The organism is Rhodanobacter lindaniclasticus (genome assembly GCF_004799035.1).
In the GTDB taxonomy this organism is placed as follows: domain Bacteria; phylum Pseudomonadota; class Gammaproteobacteria; order Xanthomonadales; family Rhodanobacteraceae; genus Rhodanobacter; species Rhodanobacter lindaniclasticus.
Window position 1 is genome coordinate 1 of sequence record NZ_MWIO01000013.1, and the last position, 26,448, is coordinate 26,448.

General features: G+C 67.9%; 20 protein-coding genes, 1 pseudogene and 1 riboswitch. Of the genes and pseudogenes, 14 read left to right on the forward strand and 7 right to left on the reverse strand.

The window, feature by feature from the left end:
• Positions 1-39: 39 nt before the first annotated feature.
• A pseudogene (locus tag B1991_RS03390) lies at positions 40-759 on the reverse strand (AEC family transporter); the annotation flags it as partial.
• A 90-nt stretch (positions 760-849) separates the two neighbouring features.
• On the opposite strand from B1991_RS03390, the gene B1991_RS03395 reads away from it, so the two are divergent.
• From B1991_RS03395 to B1991_RS03415, 5 genes are all read left to right on the forward strand, one after another.
• Complete coding sequence (locus tag B1991_RS03395; protein ID WP_136257304.1) at positions 850-2,004, forward strand: phosphotransferase enzyme family protein; 1,155 nt, start codon at positions 850-852, stop codon at positions 2,002-2,004.
• Between the two features lie 43 nt (positions 2,005-2,047).
• Positions 2,048-2,145, forward strand: a riboswitch (TPP riboswitch).
• A gap of 57 nt (positions 2,146-2,202) precedes the next feature.
• Positions 2,203-4,380, forward strand: coding sequence for a TonB-dependent siderophore receptor (locus B1991_RS03400; RefSeq protein ID WP_136257305.1), 2,178 nt, complete (start codon positions 2,203-2,205; stop codon positions 4,378-4,380).
• Positions 4,377-4,943, forward strand: a complete 567-nt coding sequence (gene pnuC, locus B1991_RS03405; RefSeq protein ID WP_136257306.1) for a nicotinamide riboside transporter PnuC — start codon at positions 4,377-4,379, stop codon at positions 4,941-4,943. The genes B1991_RS03400 and pnuC overlap by 4 nt, the downstream gene beginning before the upstream one ends.
• Positions 4,944-5,005: 62 nt before the next feature.
• Positions 5,006-5,710 (forward strand): glutathione S-transferase N-terminal domain-containing protein, encoded by a 705-nt coding sequence (locus B1991_RS03410; RefSeq protein WP_136257307.1) that lies wholly within the window; start codon positions 5,006-5,008, stop codon positions 5,708-5,710.
• Between the two features lie 93 nt (positions 5,711-5,803).
• Positions 5,804-6,427 carry a DUF4124 domain-containing protein gene (locus B1991_RS03415; RefSeq protein ID WP_136257308.1) on the forward strand — a complete coding sequence of 208 codons (624 nt, stop codon included), beginning with the start codon at positions 5,804-5,806 and terminating at the stop codon, positions 6,425-6,427.
• A 32-nt stretch (positions 6,428-6,459) separates the two neighbouring features.
• Here B1991_RS03415 and B1991_RS03420 read toward each other — a convergent pair whose 3' ends face one another.
• Together B1991_RS03420 and B1991_RS03425 are read right to left on the reverse strand one after the other, a co-directional pair.
• Positions 6,460-7,794 carry a M48 family metallopeptidase gene (locus B1991_RS03420; RefSeq protein WP_136257309.1) on the reverse strand — a complete coding sequence of 445 codons (1,335 nt, stop codon included), beginning with the start codon at positions 7,792-7,794 and terminating at the stop codon, positions 6,460-6,462.
• A gap of 125 nt (positions 7,795-7,919) precedes the next feature.
• Positions 7,920-8,936, reverse strand: a complete 1,017-nt coding sequence (locus B1991_RS03425; RefSeq protein ID WP_210772085.1) for a peptidoglycan-binding protein — start codon at positions 8,934-8,936, stop codon at positions 7,920-7,922.
• A 382-nt stretch (positions 8,937-9,318) separates the two neighbouring features.
• On the opposite strand from B1991_RS03425, the gene B1991_RS03430 reads away from it, so the two are divergent.
• The 6 genes from B1991_RS03430 (at position 9,319) to rapA (ending at position 20,837) form a co-directional block, all read left to right on the forward strand.
• Positions 9,319-9,981: a DUF502 domain-containing protein gene (locus tag B1991_RS03430; RefSeq protein ID WP_136257310.1), complete on the forward strand. Its 663-nt coding sequence runs from the start codon at positions 9,319-9,321 to the stop codon at positions 9,979-9,981.
• Between the two features lie 130 nt (positions 9,982-10,111).
• Positions 10,112-12,238, forward strand: a complete 2,127-nt coding sequence (locus B1991_RS03435) for a M13 family metallopeptidase (RefSeq protein ID WP_136257311.1) — start codon at positions 10,112-10,114, stop codon at positions 12,236-12,238.
• A gap of 225 nt (positions 12,239-12,463) precedes the next feature.
• The gene (locus B1991_RS03440; RefSeq protein ID WP_136257312.1) at positions 12,464-14,590 is read left to right on the forward strand and encodes a M13 family metallopeptidase; all 2,127 of its coding nucleotides are present in this window, start codon (positions 12,464-12,466) and stop codon (positions 14,588-14,590) included.
• A 281-nt stretch (positions 14,591-14,871) separates the two neighbouring features.
• Positions 14,872-17,208 carry a catecholate siderophore receptor Fiu gene (locus B1991_RS03445; protein ID WP_136257313.1) on the forward strand — a complete coding sequence of 779 codons (2,337 nt, stop codon included), beginning with the start codon at positions 14,872-14,874 and terminating at the stop codon, positions 17,206-17,208.
• Between the two features lie 37 nt (positions 17,209-17,245).
• Positions 17,246-17,926 (forward strand): Fe2+-dependent dioxygenase, encoded by a 681-nt coding sequence (locus B1991_RS03450; protein ID WP_136257314.1) that lies wholly within the window; start codon positions 17,246-17,248, stop codon positions 17,924-17,926.
• Positions 17,927-17,996: 70 nt separating this feature from the next.
• Entirely contained in the window at positions 17,997-20,837 is a 2,841-nt protein-coding gene (rapA, locus tag B1991_RS03455) for an RNA polymerase-associated protein RapA (protein WP_136257315.1), read from the forward strand.
• A gap of 55 nt (positions 20,838-20,892) precedes the next feature.
• On the opposite strand, the gene B1991_RS03460 is transcribed toward rapA, so the two are convergent.
• The 4 genes from B1991_RS03460 to B1991_RS03475 form a co-directional block, all read right to left on the reverse strand.
• Entirely contained in the window at positions 20,893-21,546 is a 654-nt protein-coding gene (locus B1991_RS03460; RefSeq protein WP_136257316.1) for a rhomboid family intramembrane serine protease, read from the reverse strand.
• Between the two features lie 152 nt (positions 21,547-21,698).
• Positions 21,699-22,409 (reverse strand): C40 family peptidase, encoded by a 711-nt coding sequence (locus B1991_RS03465; RefSeq protein ID WP_136257317.1) that lies wholly within the window; start codon positions 22,407-22,409, stop codon positions 21,699-21,701.
• A gap of 182 nt (positions 22,410-22,591) precedes the next feature.
• Positions 22,592-23,329: a YggS family pyridoxal phosphate-dependent enzyme gene (locus B1991_RS03470; protein ID WP_136257318.1), complete on the reverse strand. Its 738-nt coding sequence runs from the start codon at positions 23,327-23,329 to the stop codon at positions 22,592-22,594.
• A 15-nt stretch (positions 23,330-23,344) separates the two neighbouring features.
• Positions 23,345-24,769 (reverse strand): M20 family metallopeptidase, encoded by a 1,425-nt coding sequence (locus tag B1991_RS03475; RefSeq protein WP_136257319.1) that lies wholly within the window; start codon positions 24,767-24,769, stop codon positions 23,345-23,347.
• 219 nt (positions 24,770-24,988) lie between these two features.
• On the opposite strand from B1991_RS03475, the gene B1991_RS03480 reads away from it, so the two are divergent.
• The 3 genes from B1991_RS03480 to B1991_RS03490 all read left to right on the forward strand — a co-directional run bounded on the left by B1991_RS03480 (position 24,989) and on the right by B1991_RS03490 (position 26,444).
• Entirely contained in the window at positions 24,989-25,327 is a 339-nt protein-coding gene (locus B1991_RS03480; RefSeq protein ID WP_136257320.1) for a ComEA family DNA-binding protein, read from the forward strand.
• A gap of 85 nt (positions 25,328-25,412) precedes the next feature.
• Positions 25,413-25,892 (forward strand): SET domain-containing protein-lysine N-methyltransferase, encoded by a 480-nt coding sequence (locus B1991_RS03485; protein ID WP_136257321.1) that lies wholly within the window; start codon positions 25,413-25,415, stop codon positions 25,890-25,892.
• 12 nt (positions 25,893-25,904) lie between these two features.
• On the forward strand, positions 25,905-26,444 hold the full coding sequence (locus B1991_RS03490; RefSeq protein WP_136257322.1) for a GNAT family N-acetyltransferase: 540 nt from the start codon (positions 25,905-25,907) through the stop codon (positions 26,442-26,444).
• The last annotated feature ends 4 nt before the right edge of the window (positions 26,445-26,448 follow it).

The window sequence follows — 26,448 nt, forward strand, 5'->3', positions numbered from 1 at the left end:
TAGGCACTCTCAGCTGGGTGTAACCGCCATCTACAACACCGCCGCCGTGCCCAGCAACCAGCACAGCAGCGGCGCCAGCAGCAGCTTCCAGCCCAGCCCCCAGGCAGCCGCGCCGAGCTGGCGCTGGCCGGGGTGGAACTTGAACTGCAGGCCGACCGAGAACAGCGCCAGCGGCGTCAAGGTGGCACCGATCGGCGCGAACACCCCGTCGAGCCACCCCGGCCAGCCGCCGAGACGGCCCACCACGATGCCCAGCAACAGGGCGAGGAACGGGGGAAACGAAAACACGCGGCGCAGCATCGGACGCAGCTGCGGCGTACGACCCGCGTACAGCGACGCCACCACGATGCCCGCCGACGCCAGCACCGGAAACGCGCCGAGCTGGTCGGCGACCACCGCCAGCGACAAGCCGGCCTTGCCGTGCAGCGCCTGCACCATCGGATAGCCCATGTAGGCGGTGTTGCCCAGCCCGCACACCAGGATCAGCGACCCGGTGCGCTGCCGCGACCAGCCCAGCCGCGGGCCGAGCAGGCCGAACAGCAGCCACGCGCCGCCGAAGGTGAGCCACATCGCAGCCACCACGAACCACAGGTCGGCGTTGAACTTCAGCTTCGGAATCAGCTCCAGCACCAGCGCCGCCAGCGCCACGTTCAGCACCCACCAGTTGATGCCCTGCACGATGCCCGCCGGCGGCCGCGCGAAACGCGCCACCACGACGCCGAGCAGCAGGCAGACGAACAGCAGCAGCAAGGCACTCATGGGATGCGCACGGACTCGGACAAAGAGCGTCATTAGACGCGAAAAGCGCCGCCGACCGAAAGGCGCGACGGCTGGGCGATAATCGTGCGGATGCCAAAGCCGACCTCCCCTGCAGACACCGATCATCTCGTGCATGGCCTGGCCGGCAGCGACATCGCGCCCGACTGGCCCCCTCTGGTTGTGCCTGAGCTGCGCTCGCTGCTGCACCGCTTTCCGCAAGCTGGCGCCTTGCAGCGTGTCGTCTGGCACAGCCCGCGCCCACTGTCGGCGGCGTGCCTGGTCGACACCGACGCCGGCACGCTGTTCGTCAAGCGCCATCACCGGCAGGTGCGCTCGGCCGCTGCGCTGGCAGAGGAACACCGTTACATCGCGCACCTGCGCCGACACGAACTGCCCCTGGCCGCGGTGCTTTGCGACGGCGAAGGCCACTCCGCCATCGCGATCGGCGACTGGGTCTACGAAGTGCATCGGCGCGCGGCGGGCATCGACCTGTACCGCGAGCTGGTCTCGTGGCAGCCATTGCCGGACCCCAGCCACGCACGCTGCGCCGGCCGCATGCTGGCGCGGCTGCATGACGCCGGCGCCGACTATGCCGCGCCCCAACGCAGCACGCATATCCTGGTCGCGCGCAGCGAACTGATCGCCGCTGCCGATCCGGTCGCGGCACTGGCAGCGCAGTTGCCGCAGCGGCCGGGCCTCGCCGATTACCTGCACGGGCGGCCTTGGCAGCGCGAATTCGCCGACCTGCTCTTGCCATGGCACGAGCGCCTGCAGCCGACGCTGGCGCAGCAGCCGCGGCTGTGGACGCACGGCGACTGGCACGCCTCCAACCTGTGCTGGAGCGGTCGTGGCGACGATGCCGACATCACCGCCGTGCTCGATTTCGGCCTGGCCGCCGCGAACTGCGCGTTGTTCGACCTCGCCACCGCGATCGAACGCAATGCGATCGCGTGGCTGGCGCTGGATACCGGTGCGGCGGCGATCCATCTGCCGATCGCCCGCGCACTGATCGAGGGCTATCGCGAGATCCGCCCCCTTGCCCGCGACGAACTGCAACTGCTGGCCGACCTGCTGCCGCTGGTGCACGTGGATTTCGCCCTGTCCGAAGTGGAGTACTTCCACGCCATCACGCATGCACCCGCGCATGCCGACGTCGCCTGGGGCACCTTCCTGCGTGGGCACGCGGCGTGGTTCGCCACGGCGCCGGGACAGGCGCTGCTGCACGGCATCCGCGCGTTGGCGTGAGGTCCGCCGGTTCGCATGGACCCCGTTCCATGCTTCAATAGCGGTCTTGAAGCGGGGGTGCCCGGCAAAATGCCGGGCTGAGAGAGTCCCTTGGAACCTGATCCGGTTTGTACCGGCGTAGGGAGCTTGCAGAGTCGAATCGTTCTCGCGAACGTGCCGGCTCGCCGTCGCTTCGTCCATCACCCGAAGACGACGACGATGACCCGCACTCCGCTCACGCTTGCCCTGCTTGCCGCCCTTGCCGCCACCAGCGCAGCCGCCACCGGCAGCGCCACCGCGCAACCCGAAACCCCGCAGGCCGTCGACCTGGCCACCGTGCATGTGCGCGGCCACGCACCGGAGCATCCGCGTGACAGCGGCATCGACAGCTACGGCCGCGCCTCCCTGCACGACACGCCGGCCTCGATCACCGTGGTGGCGCGCCAGCAGCTCGACGACCGGCAGATCCGCACGCTCAGCGAGCTGGCCCGCGAGGATGCCGCGCTGGGCGACAACTACGCGCCGGTCGGCTACTACCAGGACATCGCGATTCGCGGCTACGTGCTGGACCCGGCCACCGGCTTTCGCAGCAACGGCCTGACCATCGCCGGCGAGCAGAAGGTGCCGCTGGAAGACGTGCAGCAGGTGCAGATCCTGAAAGGCCTGGCCGGGCTGGAAGCGGGCGTGATGGAGCCCGGCGGCGTGGTCAATTACGTCAGCAAGCGACCGGCCGACGTGCGCAGCATCACCCTGGGCACCGATTCGCACGGCTCGCGCCACGTCGCGGTCGACCTCGGCGGCTGGCTCACGCCGCAGTTCGGCGTGCGCATCAACGCGGCCCACGAGGACATCCATTCGTTCGTGCACCACGCCGACGGCCGGCGCAGCATGCTTGCGCTGGCGGCGGAGTGGAAGATCAGCGAGCGCACCACGCTGGAGCTGGACGGCAACTACCAGACCAGCGGCCAGCGTTCGGTGTCGGGCTACCAGTTGCTCGGCGGCACCACGCTGCCGGCGCACCCGGACGCCACGCGCATGCTCGGCTATCAGCCGTGGCAGCAGCCGGTGGGCATCCAGTCGTCCAACAGCAGCGTGCGCGTCGAACATGCCTTCAATGACGACTGGCGCGTGCGCGTCGCCGGCGGCCACAGCCGCAGCGTGATCGACGACAACGTGGCGTTCGCCTACGGCTGCTTCTATGCCAGCGAATGTGCCGACGGCAGCGTGCCCGGCTGGTTCTTCGCGCCGAACGGCGACTACGACATCTACGATTTCCGCAGCCCCGACGACACCCGCGTCAGCGACGAGGCCCGCGCCGTGCTTGAAGGCCGTTTCGCCACCGGCGCGCTGAGCCACGAACTGAGCCTCGGCGCCAGCGCGTTCCGCCGCACCATCGACCGCCGCGCCTATGTCTACGACTACGTCGGCACCGGCAACATCGACCAGCTCGACCCGCCGGTCTTCGCCCCCTCGCCCAACCAGCCCGGTCCCTCGGAGCGTCGGCTCACCAGTTGGCAGCACTCGCTGTTCGCGCTGGATCGCATGCACCTGGGCGAGCACTGGCAGCTGATCGCCGGCGCCCGCCTCGCACGCCTGCACGAGCGCAGCTACGACGACGGCGGCGCACCCGAGCGCACCACCCGCCTGCGCAAGGCATTGCCGCAGGCCGCCGTGCTGTGGCAGCCGAACGCACCGACCACCGTTTACCTGAGCTACAGCGAAGGCCTGTCGTTGGGCACCGAGGCGCCGTACTGGACCAGCAACGGCGGCACTACGCTGGGGCCGCGCCTGTCGCGCCAGCTCGAAGCCGGCGTGAAGCTGCAGGCCAGCGACGCGCTGGCGCTGAGCGGCGCGCTCTACCGCATCCACCAGCCCTACCAGTTCGCCCGGCCGGACGGCACGCCCGAAGGATTCACTTTCGTGCAGCAGGGCGATGAAGTGCATACCGGCGTCGAGCTGGGTGCGAACGGCCGGATCGGCGACAACCTGCGCGTGATCGCCAGCGCCAGCGTCATCCAGGCCCGCGCCGAAGGCAGTGGCACGCCTTCGTATGAGGGCCACCAGCTGATCAACGTGCCGCGCCTGCGCACGGCCGTGTTCCTCGACTACCGCCTGCCGTTCGCGCCGGCCCTGAGCCTGCTCGGCGGCTGGCGCCACGCCTCGGCCAACGTCGCCACGCCCGAAGGCACCGTGCGCGTGCCGGCCTACGACGTGTTCGATGCCGGCCTGCGCTACACCACGCCATGGCGCGGCCACGCGCTGACCTGGCGGCTGTCGGTGGACAATGTGTTCAACCACTTCTACTGGCGCGACACCGGTTCGGTCGGCGGCGATCGCTACCTGTTCCCGGGCGCGCCGCGGCTGGCGCGGCTCTCCGTCAGCTACGACTTCCAGTGATCTGGATCGAACTCGCCGGTGCGCTGGTCAGCGCCTGGGCCGTCTGGCTCACCGCCAGGCGACGGCCGTGGTGCTGGCCGGTCGGGCTGCTCTCGGTGCTGGTCTACGGCTGGATCTTCATCGACGCCAGGCTGTATTCCGACGCCCTGCTTCAGCTCGCCTTCGCCGGCCTGATCGTTTACGGCTGGCGACGCTGGCTGCAGAACCTGGGGGACGATGGCCGCGTGCAACTTGCACCGCTGCCGGTGACGCAGGCGATCGGCCACGTGGCGATCGGTGCAATCGCCGCCTTGCTGCTCGGCTACGTGATGCATCGCTGGACCGACGCCGCACTGCCCTGGCTGGACGCGGCACTCACCGCCTTCAGCCTGGTCGCGCAGTGGTGGCAGGGCCGCCGCCACATCGCGGCGTGGTGGCTGTGGATCGCGGTCGACGTGATCTATGTCGGCGAGTACATCTACAAGCACCTGCTGATCACCTCGGTGCTCTACGCCGGCTTCGTGGTGCTGGCGGCGATCGGCTTGCGCGCGTGGCGGCAGGTCGGGCGCGCCGCTGCGGCCTGATTTCACGGCACGCTGCGCCCGTCGGGGCACAATGGGCGAATCCGCAACCAGGACGAAACACCATGCCCGATCTGTCCCGTTTCCCGATCACCGCGCGCTGGCCAGCGCGGTACCCCGAACGCATCCAGCTGTATTCGCTCAACACGCCCAACGGCGTGAAGGCGTCGATCATGCTGGAGGAAACCGGGTTGCCGTACGAGCCGCACCTGGTCGACATCACCAACGACGAAAGCCACACGCCGGAGTTCCTGTCGCTCAACCCCAACGGCAAGATTCCCGCGATCATCGACCCCGACGGCCCCGGCGGCGAGCCGCTGGCGCTGTTCGAGTCCGGCGCCATTCTGCTGTATCTGGCCGACAAGACCGGCCGCTTCATTCCCGCCGAACCCGCGCGGCACTGGGAGTGCATCCAGTGGGTGTTTTTCCAGATGGCTTCGATCGGCCCGATGTTCGGCCAGGTCGGCTATTTCAACAAATTCGCCGGCAGGGAGATCGCCGACAAGCGTCCGCTGGAGCGCTACGTCAACGAATCGAAACGGCTGCTCGCCGTGCTCGAAGACCGCCTCGCAGGCCGCGACTGGATCATGGGCGACGACTACACCATCGCCGACGTCGCCACGCTGGGCTGGGTGAACAACCTGATCACCTTCTACGAGGCGCGCGAGCTGGTCGACTACGACCGCCTCGTGCACGTGCCCACCTGGCTGGAGCGCGGCATGGCGCGGCCGGCGGTGGCGCGCGGCCTGCAGATCCCGCGGCGCGGCTGAACCGGGCGCCTGTCGGCTGGACGAAGGCGCGCGCCCGGGGCAAGCTTCCAGTCACGCGGCATCCAGCCGCGTTGCCGCACAGTGGCCATCACCATGAACGACTCGATCGCCTCATCGTTGCTGCCCGGCCTGGCGCTGGCGTTGTGGCTGCTGGCCCCGGCGGCCGGCGCCCAGGACATCTACAAGTGCCCGCAGGCCGGCGGCGGCGTGGCCTATACCGATCGCCCCTGCACCGACGGCAAGGGCCAGCTGCTGCACCAGGCGGACGACAGCGAGGTGATCGACCGCTACCTGCGCCTGGGCCAGGACGACCTTGCCAGGAAATATGCCCACGCCCGCCATCTCGACGCGCTGTACGAGGAGCGCGTGGCCGCCTATCGGCAGGCACAGGAGGACGCGGCGCAACGCCGCTACGACGAGGCACTCGCCGCGCAGCAGCGCGAGGACGCCGCACACCAGCAGGCGCAGCTCGACCAGGATGCCGAGCGCGGCCAGTTGCAGGCCGAGAACGAGGCCTTGCGCCAACAGAACGACCAGTACCGCGAAGCGCTCTCGCAACCCGTGGACGACTACGCGCCGCTGTACTGGGGCGCGCCGGCACCGCCGTACCGGGATCATCCGCGCCACGACGGCGATCGCGGCCATCGCTGGACACCGCCCAGGCCGCCGACCTACCAGCCGTGCACGCAGCTTGCGGGTGGCCGGGTGCAGTGCTGAACCCTCGCGACTGAGCCGCGCAGGCGCTCGATTCAGCGTGCCGCTTGCGGTATGTCGGCGCCCTGGCGGCGAACCAGGGGGTCATCCAGGTGCTCGGCCTTCCACACCATCGCGCGGTGGATGCGCTGCCAGCCGCTGGGGTGATCGAAGAACAGGAACTCCTCGACCGGGCCGGGATGCATCTTGCGGTATTCGGACAACTGCACCGCCGCCTGGGCGAAGCCGTCCGGCTGGCGCGCCGCGTTCAGCCCGAACGCGTCGGCCTCGGCCTCCATGCTGCGGGTGATGGTGTTGTTCACCGGCGTCATGAAGAACATGAAGATCGCGAACAGCGCCGCGAGCAGCGGCAAGCCCGCCACGTCGCCCACGTCGCGCAACTGCCAGCGTTCGCCCCAGCGCCGCTGCGCCCAGCCGAAGCCCCAGCGCACGAAGGCAAAGCCGAGCACGATGATGATGCCGAAGAACACGATGCCCTTGTAGATGTGATTGAGCACGTAGTGGCCCATCTCGTGCCCCAGCACGGCCTTGACCTCTTCGGGCGTGCTGCGCTTGAGCAGGTTGTCGTTGAGGCTGATGCGGGTGGTGCCGAACATGCCGCTGACGTTGGCGCTGATGCGCTTGCTTTGCCGCGAGGCGTCGAACCAGTACACGTCCGAGGCGGGGATGCCGTTGGCGCGCGCCATCGACAGCACCTGCTCCTTCAGCGGGCTCTCCGGCAGCGACTTGTAGGTGTTGAACAGCGGCGAGATGTACACCGGTGCGATGGTGGCCATGAACATCACGAACACGATGGCCACGCCGGCGCCCCACACCCACCAGGTGCGCGTGGCCCGGCGGATCACCGCGTAGATCAGCACCAGCGCCAGCGTGCCGAAGATCAGGCCCACCGCCAGCCCCTTGGCCTGCTCGCCGAGCCAGCCGCCGAGGCTCAGATTCGACAATCCGTATTGGTGCTCACGGAAATAGCCTTCGTACAGCGCCCACGGCAGGGTCAGCACGGTCGTCAGCACGATGTATTGCACCGCGTAGATCGCCGTCTGCAGCCAGCGCCAGCGGGTGAGTCGCTCGGCGAAGTTGCGCATGCGCGCGGAGAGCCGCGTACCGAGCAGCAGCCACGCCACGCCCAGCGCGACCAGCAGGTCCCAACCGGTCAGCCAGTAACCGCCCTCGAAGTAGGCATCGGAACTGGCCCGCTGCGCCGGCGTCAGCTCGTCCATGTAGGCCTGCGTGGCGGCGTCCACGTCGAACGCCGCGACAGCGGAAACCGCCCGCGCCGGGGCCGGTGCGGTGGACGACGGCACCGTCTGCGCGTGGATCGCGCCGACGACGAACCAGGCAAGCAACAGCACGCCGAGCAGCTTCTTCATGATGCCCCCATCCCCATGTGGAGCCCGCACGCTAACCCAAGCGGCGTGCCGTCGCCACCCCCTGCCGGAAAGAAAAGAAAAGCGGGCAGCGTGACGCTGCCCGCCTTCGAGGCCGCTGTCGCGGATCAGCGGCTGAGCTGCTCCACGGTGGCGCCATCCAGTTCGCCGGTGGCAGGTATCTGCCGCGACATCTGGAACTTCTTCAGCTCCGCGCGCGTATGCGGACCAAGCTTGCCGTCGGGCTGGCCCACATCGAAGCCCAGCCGGTTGAGCTTCTCCTGCGCCTGGTACAGCGACATGCCGTTGCCCGTCGGCGCCGCGGCCTGGGCGCTGCCCTGCACCGCCATGTTGCCGCCGGTACCGAGACCGCCAGCGACGTGCTGAGCCTTGTAGTTGCGCACCGCCCTGACCACGTTGTTGTAGGAGTCGACGAACGCGGCAACGATCACCTTGCCTTCGGCCGTGTTCGCGTAGCCGCCACCGATGCCGCCGGCCGCGCCGCCGAACACGCCGCCCAGCCCGCCGAAGTCCCAGTTCTTGGCGCTGCCCTCGGCGATCGCCAGCTGCACGCCGGAACGGTTGTCATCAAGGGTGAGCAGGGTGCTCGCCTCCTTCGAATGCATGCTGCCGCCCACCAGCGCACCGACCGGCCCGAGCAGGCCGCCGACCAGCGCTCCGGCGCCGCCGGCATCGTTGTTGGAGAAGGTGATCGACGGCGTCAACGAATAATCGGCCGAGACCAGCTGGCCCTTGCCGAAGTTGGAGCTGCCGCGCAGCTCGCCGGATTGCGCCAGCGCCCGCTCGCCCATCATGTTGTTCATGGCCCGGCCGCGATCGACCACCACGAAGCAGTTCGACTGCTGGATGATGAGCTTCAGCACCGGCGTGGTCGGCCCGAGCTTGTACTGGTTCGCCAGGATGTTGTACCAGGGCGAGGCCGTGTCCTCAGTCACCGCGATGGTGCCCAGCGGTGCATCGCAGTGGGCAAGTTCCTTGTTGGCATCGTGGCTGTTGGCGCCACCGGCCGAACCGCTGGCGGCCGTCTTGGCCGAGCGCGAGCCGATCTGCATGGTGGAACAGCCGGACACGGCAAAAATCGCTGCCGCAACGGCAAGCGGCAGCAAGGCTGCTTTCATCTTCATTGATTGAACCCCTCTGGCGATGGCGCGGGCAAGCCGCCCATCCATTACCGACACCCGCGTCCCTGCGTAACTGGTTTTCAGAGGCGGGGGTGTCGATGACCTCGACATTGCCCTGGACCGTCGACTTTCCTGATCGACGGCACAGGACTCCCTGTGACCGTGTGGTCGCTCGAAACGCCGGGCGCTTTCGATCCTCTTGAAAGCGATGCCGGCGAGAGCGCGACGAGGCTAACCGATGTGGCAGACCGCGCTCAAGGACGCAACAAGGCAGCGATCACGCTTTGGGCCACGCAGCGGCGTGCGCCGTGCGGATGCGCGGCGAACGCCTGCCTGTCGTCACGCCGGTCGCCTACAATGGGGGCACGACCCGCCGGATCGATCCATGCCCCCGCTCCGCCTCAAACGCTATCTGCTGACCGGCCTGCTGACCTTCATCCCGCTGTGGGTGACTTGGCTGGTATTCAATTTCGTGCTGGGCGTGCTGGCCGGGATCGGCGCGCCGATGGTGGAGGCCCTGCTCGGCACGCTGGCGCTGGTGGCCCCGCATGCCGCCGAGTCGCTGAAGATGGAGTGGCTGACCTACATCGCCGCCCTGCTGATCACGCTGGGCTCGCTGTACCTGCTCGGCTTCGTGGCGAACCGGGTGATCGGCCAGCGCTTCCTCAACGCCTTCGACAACCTGCTCGCGCGCATCCCGCTGGTGCAGACCATCTACGGCGGCACCAAGAAGCTGATGGCGGTGCTGCAGAACAAGCCCAGCGGCATGCAGCGGGTGGTGCTGGTGGACTTCCCCCGCCCCGGCCTCAAGGTGGTGGGTTTCGTGACCCGGGTGATGATCGAGGAAGGCAGCGGCCGGGAGATCGCCGCGGTGTACATCCCGACCACGCCCAACCCCACCGGCGGCTACCTGGAGCTGGTGCCGGTGGACGAACTCGTCCCCACCGACTGGACCATGGACCAGGCCATGGCTTTCATCATTTCCGGCGGTGCGGTGGCGCCGGACAGTCTGCCGGCCGCGCCACCCCCACCTGCTCTTGCCCCCTGACCTTTGACACTGTCTGCCCCCTGTCGATTGGCCTAGCGTGAACGGCTGGGTCCGTGCGCCGGGGGAGCCTTCAAGCGCGCGGCCATGCCCGCAACCTCAACCGCCCAGTTCCACCCATCGAGGGATATCCATGACCAAGCAGTACCTGAAGCCCCTGGCCCTTGCGGTCAGCCTGGCCCTGACCGTGAGCGCCTGCGGCAAGCAGGACGCGACGCCGGCCGATACGCCGGCGCCGACCGCCAGCACCGCACCAGCCGCCGCCGGCAGCACCGCGGCCGTCGACAGCAAGAGCATCTTCGACGTCAGCGAGCTGGGCGCACCGGCCGAGGCGTGCACGGACTTCAACCAGTTCGTCAATGCCAAGTGGGTCGCGGCCAACCCGATTCCGAACGACCGCACCCGCTGGGGCGCGTTCGACAAGCTGGCCGAGGACAGCCTCAATACCCAGCACACCATCGTCGAGAACGCCGCCAAGGGCGCCGACCAGGCGGCCGCCGGCTCGATCGAGCAGAAGATCGGCAACCTGTACAAGTCCGGCATGGACGAGGCCGCCATCGACAAGGCCGGCTTCGATCCGATCAAGCCCAAGCTGGCCGAGATCGACCAGCTGAAAAACGGCAGCGACGTGGCGGCCTTCCTCGACAAGAGCTTCGCCCAGGGCGACATGCTGGTGTTCCAGTTCGGCGCCGGCGCCGACTTCAAGCACGCCGAAACGCAGATCGGCTACACCTTCCAGGACGGCCTGGGCCTGCCGACCAAGGATTACTACACCGATCCGAAGCACGCCGACCTGCGCAAGGCCTACCTCGACTACATCGCCAAGACGCTGGAGCTGACCGGCGTGTCCGCCGCCGACGCCAAGAAGCAGGCCGATGAAGTGATGGCGTTCGAGACCAGGCTGGCCGCCGCCTCGCTGGCGCCGGTCGAACTGCGCACCCCGGAAAACCAGTACCACTTCGTGAGCGTGGCCGAAGCGGACAAGATCACCCCGCACTTCAGCTGGGAGAACTTCTTCAAGGCCCAGGGCGTGACCATCGACAAGGGCTTCTCGCTGTCGCAGCCGAAGTTCTTCGCCGAGTTCGACAAGCTGCTGGCCGGCGCGCCGGCCAGCCAGTGGCAGGCCTACCTGCGCTTCCACACCATCGACGGTGCGTCCGACGCGCTGAGCAAGCCGTTCCGCGACAACAAGTTCGCCTTCTACGGCAAGACCCTCTCCGGCCAGCCGGAACAGAAGCCGCGCTGGAAGCAGGTGCTGAACGCGGTCAACGGTTCGATGGGCATGGCGCTGGGCGAGCTGTACGTCAAGCAGGAGTTCACTCCCGAAGCCAAGCAGCGCGCCGAGGAGCTGGTCACCAACGTGCGCAACGCGCTGAAGGCACGCATCCAGAATCTCGACTGGATGAGCGACGAGACCAAGGCCAAGGCGATCGCCAAGTGGGATACCTTCCTGCCCAAGATCGGCTATCCGGACAAGTTCCGCAGCTGGGACGGCCTGACCATCGTGCCGGACAACTACTACGCCAACCTGGAAGCGGCGCAGAAGTTCAACTACGACTACGACCTCGCCAAGATCGGCAAGCCGACCGACCGCAAGGAATGGGGCATGACCCCGCAGACGGTCAACGCGTACTACAACCCGACCGACAACACGATCAACTTCCCGGCCGCGATCCTGCAGCCGCCGTTCTTCGACGCCAAGGCGGACGACGCGATCAACTACGGCGGCATCGGTGCGGTGATCGGCCACGAGGCCAGCCACGGCTTCGACGACGAGGGCAGCCAGTTCGACGGTGCCGGCAACAACCTCAACTGGTGGAGCAAGGCCGACCGCGCCAAGTTCGACGCGCGCACGGCCAAGCTGGTGCAGCAGTTCAACGACTACACGCCGATCAAGGACAAGCCGGACGCACACGTCAACGGCAAGCTGACCCTGGGCGAGAACATCGCCGACCTGGGCGGCCTCAACGTCGCCTACGACGCCCTGCAGGTCGCGCTGAAGCAGCACCCGGCCGAAGCCAGCCAGACGATCGACGGCTATACCCCGGACCAGCGCTTCTTCCTCAACTGGGCGCGCGTGTGGCGCGGCAACATCCGCGAGCAGCAGGCGCTGCTGCGGCTGAACACCGACCCGCACGCACCGGCCTCGCTGCGTGCGATCGGCGCACCGTCCAACATGCCGGCGTTCGCCACGGCGTTCCAGTGCAAGCCGGGCGACGCGATGGTGCGTCCGGCCGACAAGCAAGTGAAGATCTGGTAACCGCGCTCGCCGCAACCGTTCGCCAACCCGGGCCCCGCATGCGAATGCGGGGCCTTTTTTTCATGCCGGCGCCGGCCCTCTGCCCCTGACCTTTGACACTGTTTGACCCATGACGTTTGGCCTAGCGTGGATCGGCATGGCCACGGCCCTGCCGGCCGTCGAACACCGGCCATTCCGGACACCCAAGCAACGCCTGCGGGCGAACCACCCATGGAGGCAATCCGCATGACCAAGACCCTTCTGAAACCGCTCGCGTTGGCCGTCAGCGCTGCGCTGGCGCTTGCCGCGTGCGGCAAGCAGGAACCCGCCAGCACGTCCGCGGCCCCGGCCGGTACGGCCAGCGCGGCCCCCGCCTCCAGCAGTGCCGCCACGGCGGCAGCACCCAACGTGTTCGACGTCAGCGAGTTGGGCCAGGCCGCCGAGGCCTGCACCGACTTCAACCAGTTCGTCAACGCCAAGTGGGTCGCCGCCAACCCGATCCCGGCCGACCAGACCGTGTGGGGCTCGTTCAACCTGCTGCGCGAGAAGAGCCTGTCCGACCAGCACGCCCTGGTCGACGCGGCCGACAAGAATGCCGACAGCGCCGCGGCCGGTTCGATCGAGCAGAAGATCGGCTGGCTGTACCGCTCCAGCATGAACATGGACGCGCGCAACAAGGCCGGCTTCGAGCCGCTCAAGCCGTATCTGGCGAAAATCGATGCGCTGAAGTCGAACAAGGACATCCCGGCCTGGCTCAACCAGTCCTTCGCCAAGGGCGACAACGCGGTGTTCCGCTTCGGCGCGCGCGCGGATTACAAGAACGCCAAGATGCAGATCGCCTACGCGGTGCAGGGCGGCCTGGGCCTGCCCACGCCGGATTACTACACCGACGCCAAGTACAAGGACGTGCGCGCCGAGTACGTGAAATACCTGGCCAAGCTGTTCGAACTCACCGGCACGCCGGCCAGGGACGCGGCCACCCAGGCCGACCTGGCCATGAAGTTCGAGACCGAGCTGGCCAAACACTCCATCCCGCGGGTGGAGATGCGCAAGCCGGAGAACCAGTACCACTTCGTCACCGTGGCCGAAGCGAACAAGGTCACCCCGCACTTCGACTGGAACAACTTCTTCAAGGCCCAGGGCGTGACCATCGACAAGGGCTTCTCGCTGTCGCAGCCGAAGTTCTTCGCCGAGATGGACAAGCTGCTGGCCAGCGCGCCGCTGGCGCAGTGGAAGGCCTACCTGACCGCACACACGATCTCCGGCGCGGCCGACGTGCTGTCCGAGCCGTTCGTCGACGCGCGCTTCGATTTCTACGACAAGACCCTGCGCGGCCAGCCCGAGCAGAAACCGCAGTGGAAGCGCTCGCTGAGCGCGGTCGACGACGCCATGGGCCAGGCACTGGGCCAGCTCTACGTGGCCAAGTATTTCCCGCCGGAAGCCAAGCAGCGCGCCGAGGAGCTGGTCACCAACGTGCGCAACGCGCTCAAGGCGCGCATCGAGAACCTCGACTGGATGAGCGCCGAGACCAAGACCAAAGCGATCGCCAAGTGGGAGACCTTCCTGCCCAAGATCGGCTACCCCGACAAGTGGCGCAGCTGGGACGGCCTGAAGATCACCGCGGACAACTACTTCGCCAACATGGAGGCGGCGCAGAAGTTCGACTACGACTACAACATCGCCAAGATCGGCCAGCCGACCGACCGCCACGAATGGTTCATGACGCCGCAGACGGTCAACGCGTACTACAACCCGACCGACAACACGATCAACTTCCCGGCCGCGATCCTGCAGCCGCCGTTCTTCTATGCCAAGGGCGACGACGCGATCAACTACGGCGGCATCGGCGCGGTGATCGGCCACGAAGCCAGCCACGGCTTCGACGACCAGGGCAGCCAGTTCGACGGCGGCGGCAACCTGGACAACTGGTGGACGGACGCCGACAAGAAGCAGTTCGACGAACGCGCGCAGAAGCTGGTCGACCAGTTCGACAACTACGCGCCGCTGCCCGACCACCCGGACCTGCACGTCAACGGCAAGCTGACCCTGGGCGAGAACATCGCCGACCTGGGCGGCCTCAACATCGCCTACGACGCGCTGCAGACCGCGCTGAAGAATCATCCGGCCGAAGCCACGCAGAAGATCGACGGCTACACCGAGGATCAGCGCTTCTTCCTCAACTGGGCGCGCGTGTGGCGCGGCAACATCCGCGACAAGGCGCAGATGGTCTACCTCAACGCCGATCCGCATTCGCCGATGAAGTTCCGCGCGATCGGCGCACCGTCCAACATGCCGGCGTTCGCCCAGGCGTTCCAGTGCAAGGCGGGCGATGCCATGGTTCGTCCGGCCGACAAGCAGGTGAAGATCTGGTAACCGCCGCTGCGATGGCAGGCGCAACGCCTCGCCGTCGCGACTGAGGCACCGGCAAGCTGAAACAGGAGGCCCCGCAGGTTGCTGCGGGGCCTCCTGCCATGCGGTGTCCGTTGCCCGCGTGCGGGGTATGGCCGCCTCGTGTAGTTATTGCAAATCATTCTCATTGACAATATCGTGTGCGCCTTTACGGCTGACGCCGTCACTGCATTCGATCGACGGCGATGGCTGTCGCGCGGGCGGGACGAGGACCGGCCAGATCCCGCATGACGCACAGGACCCGCATGAGCCCGATCAAGAGCAGGAAACACCTCGTCCGCCCCACCTTCCCCGCCATGGCGCCCGGACTGCTGACCACCGCCCTGCTCGGCAGCCTGACACTCGTGCCGGCGCATGCCGCCACATCCGCAAACACGTCCTCCGCCGATGCCGCCCTGATCGCGCAGGCGCGCAACCTGCCGCACGTGCAGGTACACGGCAGCGCCGGCGTCGACTACCGCATCGACGAGCTGTCCTCGCACAAGTTCACCCAGCCGCTGCTGGACACTACCCAGACCATCGACATCATCGGCCGCGACCTGATCCAGCAGCAAGGCGCCACCACGCTTTCCGAGGCGCTGCGCAACAGCCCCGGCGTGGGCACCTTCTACGCCGGCGAAAACGGCGCCACCAGCACCGGCGACACGATGTACATGCGCGGCTTCGACAGCTCCGGCAGCATCTTCGTCGACGGTGTGCGTGACCTGGGCTCGGTCTCGCGCGACGTGTTCAACATCGAGCAGATCGAGGTCTCCAAGGGCCCGGACGGCACCGAGTACGGCCGCACCGCGCCGACCGGCGCGATCAACATGGTCAGCAAGCGTCCGCAGCCGGACAGCGCCATCTCCGGCTCACTGGGTTACGGCAGCGCCAGCCAGCGGCGCGCCACCGCGGACTGGAACCAGGCGATCGGCGAAGACGCCGCCTTCCGCCTCAACGTGATGGGCCAGGACAGCGGCGTGCCGGGTCGCGACCGGGTGCGGAACAATCGCTGGGGCGTGGCGCCCTCGCTGGGCTTCGGACTGGGCACTGCCACCCGGGTCTATCTCGACTACCTGCACGTGAAGCACGACAACGTGCCCGATGGCGGCGTCTCCACCATCGGCCTGCCCGGCTATGCCAGTCCCGATCCGACGCGGCCGTTCCTGTCCGACGCCGCGCCGGTCGACCCGCACAACTTCTACGGCACGCGGCAGGACCACGACGACGTGCAGGCCGACATGTTCACCGCGATCATCGAGCACGATTTCTCCGACGACCTCGCCGTGCACGACACCTTGCGCTGGGGCCGCACGCGCCAGGATTACCTGCTCACCTCGTTCACGGCCACCGCGGCGAACTTGTCGACGCCGGACCCGGATGATCCCTCGACCTGGACGCTGGCGCGCAGCAACCCGACCTTCAAGCACCAGACCAACCGCATCCTCACCAATCAGACCAACCTCACCGCCAGCTTCAGCACCGGCGCGGTCCGCCACGACCTCAGCGCCGGCATCGAACTGAGCCGCGAAGAAGCCGCGACCCAGGGCATCGCCCCGCTCCCCGGCAGCACCTGGCCCCCGGCGAACCTGTACCGGCCGGACTCCGACCAGGGCGGCCTGGCCTACGCCCGCAACGGCGCCCACGGCCACGGCAAGACCGACACCGTCGCGGCCTACCTGTTCGACACGCTCAAGTTCGGCGAGCGCTGGCAACTCAACGCCGGCGCGCGGCTGGACCACTACCGCACCCGCTTCGTCAGCACCGACGTCTGCGGCGGCCGGCGCGGCCCGGCCTGCGGCAGCCACCCGGTCGGCACGGTGCTGCCCAGCGTGGATGCGCGCCTCTCCGGCGACCTGCCCAACTACAAGCTCGGCGTGCTGTTCAAGCCCGTCGCCGCAGGCAGCATCTACGCCAACTTCGCCATCTCGCAGGAGCCGCCCGGCGGCAACACGCTCACCCTCAGCAACGCGTCGAACAGTGCCGACAACCCCGACCTCGCCCCCCAGCGCGCGCGCGCCGTCGAGCTGGGCACGAAGTGGAGCGTGCTGGGCGACAAGCTGCTGCTGACCGGCGCGCTGTACCGCACCACGGTCAGCAACGACCTGGTGCAGGACCCGACCGACGGCCTGTACTACCAGGTCGGCAGGAAGCGCGTGCAAGGCGTGGAGATCGGCGCGGTCGGCAGGATCACCGAGCGCTGGGCGGTGAGCGCCGGCTATACCCGCATGGACGCGAAAGTCATCCACGGCAGCGCGGTGACCAGCGACGGCTCCGCCGACCTGCCGTACACGCCGACCAGCGCGTTCACCACGTGGGCCACATATCGGCTGCCGTTCAACCTCACCCTCGGCGGCGGCGCGCGTCACGCCGGCGGGATGAAGCGCGGCAGCGACGGCGCGATCGGCACGCCGGCCTTCACCCGTGGTTACTGGGTGTTCGACGCGATGGCCAGCCTCGAGGTGAACGCGCACGTCGACCTGCAGCTCAATGTCAACAATGTCTTCGACGAACACTACGTCGCGGCGATCAACAAGAGCGGCTACCGCTACACGCCGGCCATGCCACGCTCGGCCATGCTTACCGCGCAGTTGCGCTTCTGACCTGCCGACCCACGCCACCACTTCCCGCGGGTGACCCATGCTGCTGCACATTCCCGGCGTACTGAGCGCAGAACAAATCAGGCGAATGCGCGAGTCGCTCGACGCGGCGCCGTGGGTCGACGGCCGCGAAACGGTGGGTGCGCAGGGCGCGCGGGTCAAGCGCAACCAGCAACTGCCTGACGCCTCGCCGCTGCGCCGGCAACTGGGCGAAACGGTGCTGGCGGCGCTGGCCGCGCAACCGCTGTTCCACGCCGCCACGCTGCCGCTGCGCATCCTGCCGCCACGCTTCAACCGCTATGCGGACGGCGGCCAGTACGGTTTCCACGTCGACGGCGCGGTGATGGCCCTGCCCGATGGCGCCGGGCAACTGCGCAGCGACGTCTCGTGCACGCTGTTCCTCGGCGAACCGGACGAGTACGAAGGCGGCGAACTGATCGTCAGCGACACCTACGGCGAGCACGAAGTGAAACTGCCGGCCGGCGACCTGATCGTCTACCCGTCCAGCAGTCTGCACCGGGTGGCGCCGGTGACCCGCGGCATGCGGGTGGCCTCCTTCTTCTGGGTGCAAAGCCTGGTACGCGACGACAGCCGGCGCCGGCTGCTGTTCGAGCTGGACACGTCGATCCAGGCGCTGACCCGCACCGGCGCCGACCACGCCGCCGTACTGCAATTGACTGGCGTCTACCACAATCTGCTGCGGCAATGGTCGGCGACCTGATCGCCGCGACGGTTCCCTCGACGCGGCGCACGGCGGATAATCGTCGACCCCCGACGCTGATGGCTGCACCATGTTCGTACCCGGTCAACGCTGGATCTCCTCCGCCGAACCCGAGCTTGGCCTCGGCACCGTGTTGCGCGTCGAAGGACGCGGCGTGCAGGTGCTGTTCGCCAAAGCCGGCGTGCTGCGCCCCTACGCGATCGATTCGGCGCCGCTGATCCGCGCCGAGTTCCGCGCCGGCCAGCGCGTGGCGGGCAAGGGCATCGCGTTCCTGGTCGAACGGGTCGAGGCGAGGAACGACCTGCTGGTCTACCGCGGCGAAGGGCGCGAACTGGAGGAGGGCCAGCTCGACGACGAGCAGAGCGTGAGCCAGGCCGACGACCGCCTGATCGGCGGGCGCACCGACAGCGTGGCGCAGTTCGAGCTGCGCCTGGAAGGTCTCAAGCGGCGTGCCGAGGCACGCCGCTCGCCGATGTGGGGCCTGGGCGCGGCACGTATCGGACTGGTACCGCACCAGTTGCGCGTGGCCGGCATCGCCTCGGCACGCCGCCCGCCGCGCGTGCTGCTGGCCGACGAAGTGGGTCTGGGCAAGACCATCGAGGCGGGCATGATCGTGGCACGCCAGCTAGCCACCGGCCGCGCCTCGCGCGTGCTGCTGCTGTTGCCGGATACCCTGGTCTACCAGTGGTTCGTGGAGATGCTGCGCCGCTTCAACCTCAGCTTCGCGATCTACGACGAGGAACGCTGCGAGGCACTGGAACAGTCCGGCGACGCCGGCAATCCGTTCGAGGACGAGCAACTGGTGATCGCCGACTTCGGCTTCCTGGAAAGCTCGCCGAAGTACGCGCAGCAGTTGCTGGACGCACCGTGGGACCTGCTGGTGGTGGACGAAGCCCATCACCTGGCCTGGTCACCGGAAGCGGCCAGCCCACGCTACACGATGGTGGAAAAACTGGCCGCAGCGATTCCCGGCGTGATCCTGCTCACCGCCACGCCCGAGCAGCTCGGCCGCAGCGGCCATTTCGCCCGCCTGCGCCTGCTCGACCCGCAGCGCTACCACGATCTGGACGGCTATCTGGCGGAGGCCGATTCCTACCGGGCGCTGTCGAAAATCGCCGACCGCCTGCTCGATGGCCAGCCGCTCGATGCCGACCAGCACGCCGCCCTGACCGAGGCCTTCCACGGCGACGCAGCGCTCACCGCGCTGCTGGCCGATTCCACCAAGCCGGCCAACGCGCGTGAGCTGCTGGCTGCGCTGATCGACCGCCACGGCACCGGCCGCGTGATGTTCCGCAACAACCGCGTCGGCGTCGGCGGCTTTCCGAAACGCCAGCCGGAGTGGCATCTGCTCGACGCCGACGCGGTCGACGACAGCACGCGGCAGGCGCTGCTGGCCGAGTTCCACGCCGACATCCAGCAGCCGCCGGCGCTGATCGAGGTCGACTACGCCGCCGATCCGCGCATCGACACCCTGATCGCCCTGCTCGAAAAACACCCGCAGGACAAGTTCCTGCTGATCTGCCGCAGCCAGGCCAAGGTGCTGGCGCTGGAAGAAGCGCTGCGCACGAAGAGCGGCGTCGGCGTGGCGCGTTTCCACGAAGGCCTCAGCATCGTGCAGCGCGATCGCAACGCTGCCTATTTCGCGCAGCCCGACGGCGCGCGCCTGCTGCTGTGCTCGGAGATCGGTTCGGAAGGACGCAACTTCCAGTTCGCGCACCGGCTGATTTTGTGGGACCTGCCGCTGGACCCGGACCTGCTCGAACAGCGCATCGGCCGGCTCGACCGCATCGGCCAGAAGCACGACATCGCCATCCACGTCCTGGCCGTGGCCGACAGCGCCCAGCACGCGCTGGCGCGCTGGTACGACGAAGGCGTCGACGCCTTCCGCGCAAGTCCGGCCGACGGCCGCGAACTGCTGCGCTGCTACGGCGAACCGCTGGCACGACTGGCCGACGAACACGCCCGCGGCGACGACAACCGCGATCAGGAACTCGACGCCCTGCTCGCCGAAACCCGTGCCAGCCACGAGCAAATGGCGGCACTCATCCGCGGCGGCCGCGATCACCTGCTGGAACTGGCCTCCAGCCGCGATCCGCACGCCGACGAACTGCAGCAGGCCTTCCGCCGCGACGACCACGACCCCAGCCGCGACGCCTTCGTGCAGCGCCTGCTGGAGGCGTTCGGCATCCATGCCGAGGAACTCGGTGCGCAGGTACTGCTGCTCGACCCGCAATACCTCTCCACCGACGCCCTGCCCGGCTTCGCCGAGGGTCCGCAATCAGTCACTTTCTCGCGCGAGGTGGCGCTGTCGCGCGAAGAGCTGCCGTTGCTGCGGCTGGACCACCCGCTGGTGGCCGGTGCGCTGGACCTGGCGCTGTCCGGCGAGCAGGGCAATGCCGCCTTCATGGTCGACGACGTGCTGGCCCCGCGCACCGCGCTGCTGCAGGCGGTGTACGTGCTCGAATGCGTGGCCGACCGCCGGTTGGATGCCGAGCGCTTCCTGCCGCCGTCGCCGCTGGTGGTCACCGTGGACACCCGGCTGGTCGAGCGCGCCGACTTCACGCCCAGCGAGACGGCGTTGCGCAAGGCCAGCGACCGGCACATCGAGGTGGCGCGCTACCGCAAGTTTCTCGGCAAGCTGGTGCCACCTATGCTCGAGCGCACCGAAACGCTTGCCGGCACGCGCGCCCAGGCGCACATCGACGCGGCCGTGGCCGCCGCCACCGCATCGCTGGACAGCGAGCTGTCGCGGCTATTGGCCCTGCGCGCGGTGAACCCGTCGATCAGCGACGCCGAGATCGCCGCCGTCACCGACGAACGCCACGCCCTGCTCGACGCACTCCCGCAGGCACGCCTGCGGCTCGATGCCGTGCGTTTCGTCGTCAGCGCCGACTTCCTCGCCCTGCGCTGACCCGTCCGCGGCACAGGGCGGACGGTGCCCGCCCTGCGAATTCCGAATCCCGGCTCTACCGCATCAGCCGCCGCTTCGGCTTGATCGGCAGCCGGCCGCGCCAGTACTGGATCAGCACGATGCCGCCGACCATGCCGCCGAGGTGGGCGAAGTGGGCCACGCCGGCCTGGGTTCCGGTCACGCCCAGCACCAGTTCCACCGCTGCGTAGCCGATCACGAAGATCCATGCGGGAATCGGCACCGGCAGGAAGATCAGCATCATCTTCTCGTGCGGGTACAGCATGCCGAAGGCCAGCAGCAGACCGAAGATCGCACCCGAGGCGCCCAGTGTGGGGAAGAACTTCTCCGGCGAGAAGTAGTGCAGCACCAGCAGCTGGGCGATCGCCGCCACGATGGCGCAGACGAAGTAGTAGACGATGAAATTGCGCGCGCCGAAGGTGCGCTCGATGGTGCCGCCGAACATGAACAGCGCGAACATGTTGAACGCGATGTGGGGCAGGCCACCGTGCATGAAGGCGTAGGTCACCAGTTGCCACGGACGGAAGCCGATCGAGGCCAGGCCCTGTGCGGTCTGGTACACCTGATCGGGCCCCCACGGCCACAGCGCGAAATACTGCAGGAAGACTTCGCCGAAGAACTGTTGCAGCAGGTAGACGACGACGTTGGCGATCAGCAGGTTGCGCGTGACCGGCGGCAGATCCAGAGGCATCAGGCAGTTCCGGGGAAGGGGCTCAACCCCAAGCGTAACGGCGCGCGCGCCCGGCCGCCATGCAGGCGATGTCGCGCGGCTCCGATCAGCTCATGGTGCCGACCACAAAAAAGCCGCCTTGCGGCGGCTGCGGAACGCACCCTTGCAGGTACTCAACCCTTGCTGGCGGCCAGCGCCATCGCCTCCGGCCGCTTGGCGCCGGCGAAACGCTTGGCCCAATAGCCATCGTCCAGGCTGGAGATCTCCACCGACTTGCCGGCGCTCGGCGAATGGATGAAGCGTCCGCCGGAAATGTAGATGCCCACGTGCGAGATGCGGTGCCGGCCGTGGGTGCGGAAGAACACCAGGTCGCCGGGCTTGATGTCGGCGCGCTTGATCTTGACCCCGGCCAGGAACTGGCTGGCGGAGGTGTTCGGCAACTGCAAGCCGATGGCATGGGAGAACACGTAGCGCACGAAGCCGCTGCAATCGAAACCCGTGGCCGGATTGCGGCCGCCGCGCACGTAGCGGATGTCGCGCAGGCCCATCGCCGCGGCCAGCAGCGCCTTGCGCAGATCGGTGATGTTCTGGGTGGCGACTCGGGCTTCCGGGGTCTGCGCCGCCGCAACGGTGGCCGCCGGCCTGGCTGCATCCACCGGTGCGTTCACCACCGCGGGAAGCAGGTCACTGCCGTGGCTCGGCAGCACCGACTCGCTCAGGCGGGTCGCCGGGCTGAAGGCAGGCAGCGGCTGGAGCAGCGGCGCGGCCACCCGGGCCGCAGCGGGCGCGCTGAAGGCGGCATCGAATTGGGTGGCGTGAAGGACTCCGGAAAACAGCAGCGCAGGCACAAGCGCAGCAAACACAATCAATCGCTGGGTGGGCATGCTGGAAAATCCCGGGTATTCACGGAGTTGGCCGTCGTCGGAACGCGATGACGGCATAACAGGGCTGTGAAAATACCAAGCCACCACCCTTCGGATGTTGGATTGAGGTTAAGTGAACCCTGCCGTTTCGGGATTTCGGGATGTTGCGCACATTCCCATCAAGCCACTGATTTCAATGGAATTCACGAGCTTCCCGGCGATTCGGGCCAATAGTACGAGTCCGGGTACGGCCGCTTGCCGAAGATCGCCGTGCCGATACGCAACTCGGTCGCCCCCTCGGCGATGGCGAGCGGAAAATCGCCACTCATGCCCATGGAAAGCCTTGTCAAATCATACCCTTGTGCAACCGCCTGGTCACGCAACTCACGCAGCAGACGGAAGCAGCCACGGACCTCGACCGGTTCGCTCGAGTGGATCGCGAGAGTCATCAGGCCACGCACGCGCAGACTGTCGTAACGACGCAAGCTGTTCAGGAAGCCGGCCAGTTGTTCAGGTGGCAGACCGTATTTGCTGGGCTCGGGGGAGGTCTTGACCTGCACCAGCACGTCGAGCGCGCGGCCTTCGTGCTGCAGGCGCCGGTCCAGTGCCTCGGCCAGTTCCAACCGGTCCAGCGACTGCACCTCGCTGACCAGCCGGGCCACGTCCTTCGCCTTGTTGGTCTGCAGGTGGCCGATCATCACCCAGTCGATGCCGCAGTCCGCCAGCAGCGGCGCCTTGTCGCGGATCTCCTGCACCTTGTTCTCGCCGAGCCGCCTCATGCCCAGCGCCACCCCGGCCCGGATCAACTCCGGGCCGAAGGTCTTGCTGACCGGCAGGATGTCGACCTCGGACGGATCGCGCCCAACCTCCCGGCACGCCGCATCGACGCGCTGGCGGAGCCGCGCCCAGTTATCGGCCAGCCAGGAAGTGTCCGTGTCCATGCGCCGCGATCGCGCTCAGGCCTTGTCGCCCTGCTGGTGATGCCGCGCGACCACCTCGGCCACCACCATGCTGACCTTCTTGCCGGTGGGAATATGCAGGAACTCATTCGGGCCGTGCGCGTTGGAATGCGGGCCGAGCACGCCGGTGATCAGGAACTGCGCCTTGGGGAATTTCTCGCCCAGCATGCCCATGAACGGGATGCTGCCGCCCTCGCCCATGTAGGTGGCCGGGGCGCCGAAGTAATTCTGCGAGGCCTCGCTGACCGCCTGCTCCAGCCACGGCGACAGCGCAGGCGCGTTCCAGCCCGAGCCATCCTTCTCCAGGGTGAAGCTGACCTTGGCGCCGTACGGCGGGTTCTTCTCCAGCAGCTGCTTGACGAACTCGCCGGCCTTGGCGCCGTTCAGCGTAGGCGGCACGCGCAGGCTCAGCTTCACCGCCGTGAACGGGCGCAACACATTGCCGGCGCTTTCCAGCGGCGGGATGCCGCCGATGCCGGTGACCGCCAGCTGCGGGCGCCAGGTGCGGTTGAGCACCAGTTCGGCCAGGTCCTTGCTCACCGGCTGCATGCCGTCCACCCAGGGGAACTTGTCGTAGATGTCCTCGCCGAGTACCTCGGCCGAGAGATTGGCCTGGTCGATGCGCTGCTGCGGGATGTCGACGTACAGCTCCTTCGGCTTGATCGTGCCGGTTTCCGGATCCTCCAGCCGCGACAGCAGCTCGCGCAGGATGCGGAAGCTGGACGGCACCACACCGGAGGCGTCGCCCGAATGCACGCCCTCTTCCAGCACCTGCACGCCGAGGTTGCCGCCGGTCATGCCGCGCAGCGAGGTGGTCAGCCACAGCTGGTCGTAGTTGCCGCAGCCCGAATCCAGGCACACCACCAGCGAGGGACTGCCGATACGCTCGGCCAGGTGATCGACATAGAACGGCAGGTCGTAACTGCCCGATTCCTCGCAGGCTTCGATCATCACCACGCAACGCGCGTGCGGGATGCCCTGCTCGTGCAGCGCCAGCAGCGCGGCCAGCGAACCGAAGATCGCGTAACCGTCATCGGCACCGCCGCGGCCGTACAGCTTGTCGCCCTTGAGCACCGGCGTCCACGGCCCGAGGCCTTCGGCCCAGCCGGTCATCTCCGGCTGCTTGTCGAGGTGGCCGTAAAGCATCACGGTGTCGTCGCCCTGGCCCGGCACCTCGATGTAGATGAGCGGCGTGCGCCCTTCCAGCCGTACCACTTCCAGCGTGGCGCCGGGCAGCTGACTCAGCTTGGAGCGCGCCCAGGTTTCCATCAGCTTCACCGCCGCATCCATGTAGCCGTGCGCCACCCAGTCCTTGTCGAACATCGGCGACTTGTTGGGAATACGAATGTATTCAACCAGCTGCGGCACGATCTCCGCATCCCACAAATCGCTGACGAAACGGGACAGACGGCCGGTATCCATGAGGCAACTCCAACGTGGCGAACAATCGCGCATTGTAGCAGCGCCCCGTCGCGGCACCGACGGCGCCGGCGGCGAACGCCTACGACGACGGGCGCGCAAGGCGCACGCCAGGCAACCCCGGGGTCCGGCAGCGCGGCCGTGCGGCGACGCTCATGGTGGGGGCGCGGCGTCGACCGCCGCTATCCGCCCGCAAGCCGACCATTTCACGGAGGAAAAACCATGTTCCACAAGCTCGCCGCCATCGCCCTCATGCTCGGACTCGCCGCCCCGGGGCTGCTGTTCGCCGCCACGCCGGTCAACATCAACAAGGCCGACGCCAAGGCCATCGCCAAGTCGCTCGACGGGATCGGCGCGACGCGAGCCGAAGCCATCGTGGCCTGGCGCGAGGCGCACGGCCCGTTCAAGAAGGCCGACGACCTGAAGCACGTCAAGGGCATCGGCAAGGCCACGATCGAACGCAACCGCGGCGCGATCCTGTTTGCCGACGACGGCACCGCCGACAGCGACACCGCCACCGCACCCAAGCCGCGACGCAGCAAGGCGGCCGCCAGCGAGTAATCCCGGCACCGACCGGCGCAAGCGGTGCACACCCCCGCACCGCTTGCGCTACACTCGCGCGCCGCTTCCGCCGCTCCGCGCCAACATGATCCTCCCGCGTTACCACATCGCCGCCTCCGCCATCGCCGGTGCCGGCAAGGGTCTGTTCCTCGACGAGGCAGTGACCGCGGGCAGCATCCTCACCGCGCCCGACGGCATCGAGCAGACCTACCGACAGGCCGACATCGAGGCATCCGAGTCGTTGCGCGCCTTGTGGCATGCCAGCGCACGCTGGTTCGAGGATCGCTACACGCTGTCGCCCGAATGGCCCGACGAGTGCTATATCAATCACAGCTTCACGCCCAACGGGTTGTGGCACCTGGGTTTCGTGTTCGCCCTGGCCGACCTGCCCGCCGGCAGCGAGATCACCGTGGATTACCGCCACCTGCTGCCCCCGGGGCAGGTCGAGGACTTTGTCGATTCGGCCACCGGTGAGACAATCGCGGGGTTGTCCTGGCGAGAGAGCCTCGCCAGCAGTACCCGTGCCCTGGCCGAGCTGCTGGCATCCCCTCGAACCGGGTCGTGATGGCTGATGGTGATGGTTGAGATTCCTGTCCTCGAGACGCCGCGGTTGTGCCTGACCGCATTGAGCGAACGACACTTCGACGATTACGCCGCGATGCTGGCCGACCCGGACAGCACCCGCTGGGTCGGCGACGGCCAGCCGCTGGATCGCACCAACGCGTGGCGCTCGCTGGCCATGCTGCTGGGCCATTGGCAGTTGCGCGGTTTCGGCATGTGGGCGCTGGAGCTGAAGGAGACCGGCGAGTTCGTCGGTCGCGCCGGCCTGATGTATCCGGAGGGCTGGCCTGACCTGGAGCTGGGCTGGATGCTCAAGCCGACCCACCGCCACCGCGGCTATGCCACCGAGGCAGGCAACGCGACGCTGGATTTCGCCTGGACCCAACTGCGCGTGCCGCGCGTGATCAGCCTGGTGCGCATCGGCAACGAGGCCTCCGACCGCCTGGCCGAGCGGCTCGGCGGCGAACACATCGAGAACATCGACTTCTACGGCAACAACAGCCACGTGTTCGCCTACTACCCGCCGCACCGCGAACGCCGGCGCGCCTACGCCTGAACCG

Coding starts and splice junctions, on each gene's coding strand:
- B1991_RS03395 (WP_136257304.1), top strand. CDS start 850: ATGCCAAAGCCGACCTCCCCTGCAGACACCGATCATCTCGTGCATGGC.
- B1991_RS03400 (WP_136257305.1), top strand. CDS start 2,203: ATGACCCGCACTCCGCTCACGCTTGCCCTGCTTGCCGCCCTTGCCGCC.
- B1991_RS03410 (WP_136257307.1), top strand. CDS start 5,006: ATGCCCGATCTGTCCCGTTTCCCGATCACCGCGCGCTGGCCAGCGCGG.
- B1991_RS03415 (WP_136257308.1), top strand. CDS start 5,804: ATGAACGACTCGATCGCCTCATCGTTGCTGCCCGGCCTGGCGCTGGCG.
- B1991_RS03420 (WP_136257309.1), bottom strand. CDS start 7,794: ATGAAGAAGCTGCTCGGCGTGCTGTTGCTTGCCTGGTTCGTCGTCGGC.
- B1991_RS03425 (WP_210772085.1), bottom strand. CDS start 8,936: ATGAAGATGAAAGCAGCCTTGCTGCCGCTTGCCGTTGCGGCAGCGATT.
- B1991_RS03430 (WP_136257310.1), top strand. CDS start 9,319: ATGCCCCCGCTCCGCCTCAAACGCTATCTGCTGACCGGCCTGCTGACC.
- B1991_RS03435 (WP_136257311.1), top strand. CDS start 10,112: ATGACCAAGCAGTACCTGAAGCCCCTGGCCCTTGCGGTCAGCCTGGCC.
- B1991_RS03440 (WP_136257312.1), top strand. CDS start 12,464: ATGACCAAGACCCTTCTGAAACCGCTCGCGTTGGCCGTCAGCGCTGCG.
- B1991_RS03445 (WP_136257313.1), top strand. CDS start 14,872: ATGAGCCCGATCAAGAGCAGGAAACACCTCGTCCGCCCCACCTTCCCC.
- B1991_RS03450 (WP_136257314.1), top strand. CDS start 17,246: ATGCTGCTGCACATTCCCGGCGTACTGAGCGCAGAACAAATCAGGCGA.
- rapA (WP_136257315.1), top strand. CDS start 17,997: ATGTTCGTACCCGGTCAACGCTGGATCTCCTCCGCCGAACCCGAGCTT.
- B1991_RS03460 (WP_136257316.1), bottom strand. CDS start 21,546: ATGCCTCTGGATCTGCCGCCGGTCACGCGCAACCTGCTGATCGCCAAC.
- B1991_RS03465 (WP_136257317.1), bottom strand. CDS start 22,409: ATGCCCACCCAGCGATTGATTGTGTTTGCTGCGCTTGTGCCTGCGCTG.
- B1991_RS03470 (WP_136257318.1), bottom strand. CDS start 23,329: ATGGACACGGACACTTCCTGGCTGGCCGATAACTGGGCGCGGCTCCGC.
- B1991_RS03475 (WP_136257319.1), bottom strand. CDS start 24,769: ATGGATACCGGCCGTCTGTCCCGTTTCGTCAGCGATTTGTGGGATGCG.
- B1991_RS03480 (WP_136257320.1), top strand. CDS start 24,989: ATGTTCCACAAGCTCGCCGCCATCGCCCTCATGCTCGGACTCGCCGCC.
- B1991_RS03485 (WP_136257321.1), top strand. CDS start 25,413: ATGATCCTCCCGCGTTACCACATCGCCGCCTCCGCCATCGCCGGTGCC.
- B1991_RS03490 (WP_136257322.1), top strand. CDS start 25,905: ATGGTTGAGATTCCTGTCCTCGAGACGCCGCGGTTGTGCCTGACCGCA.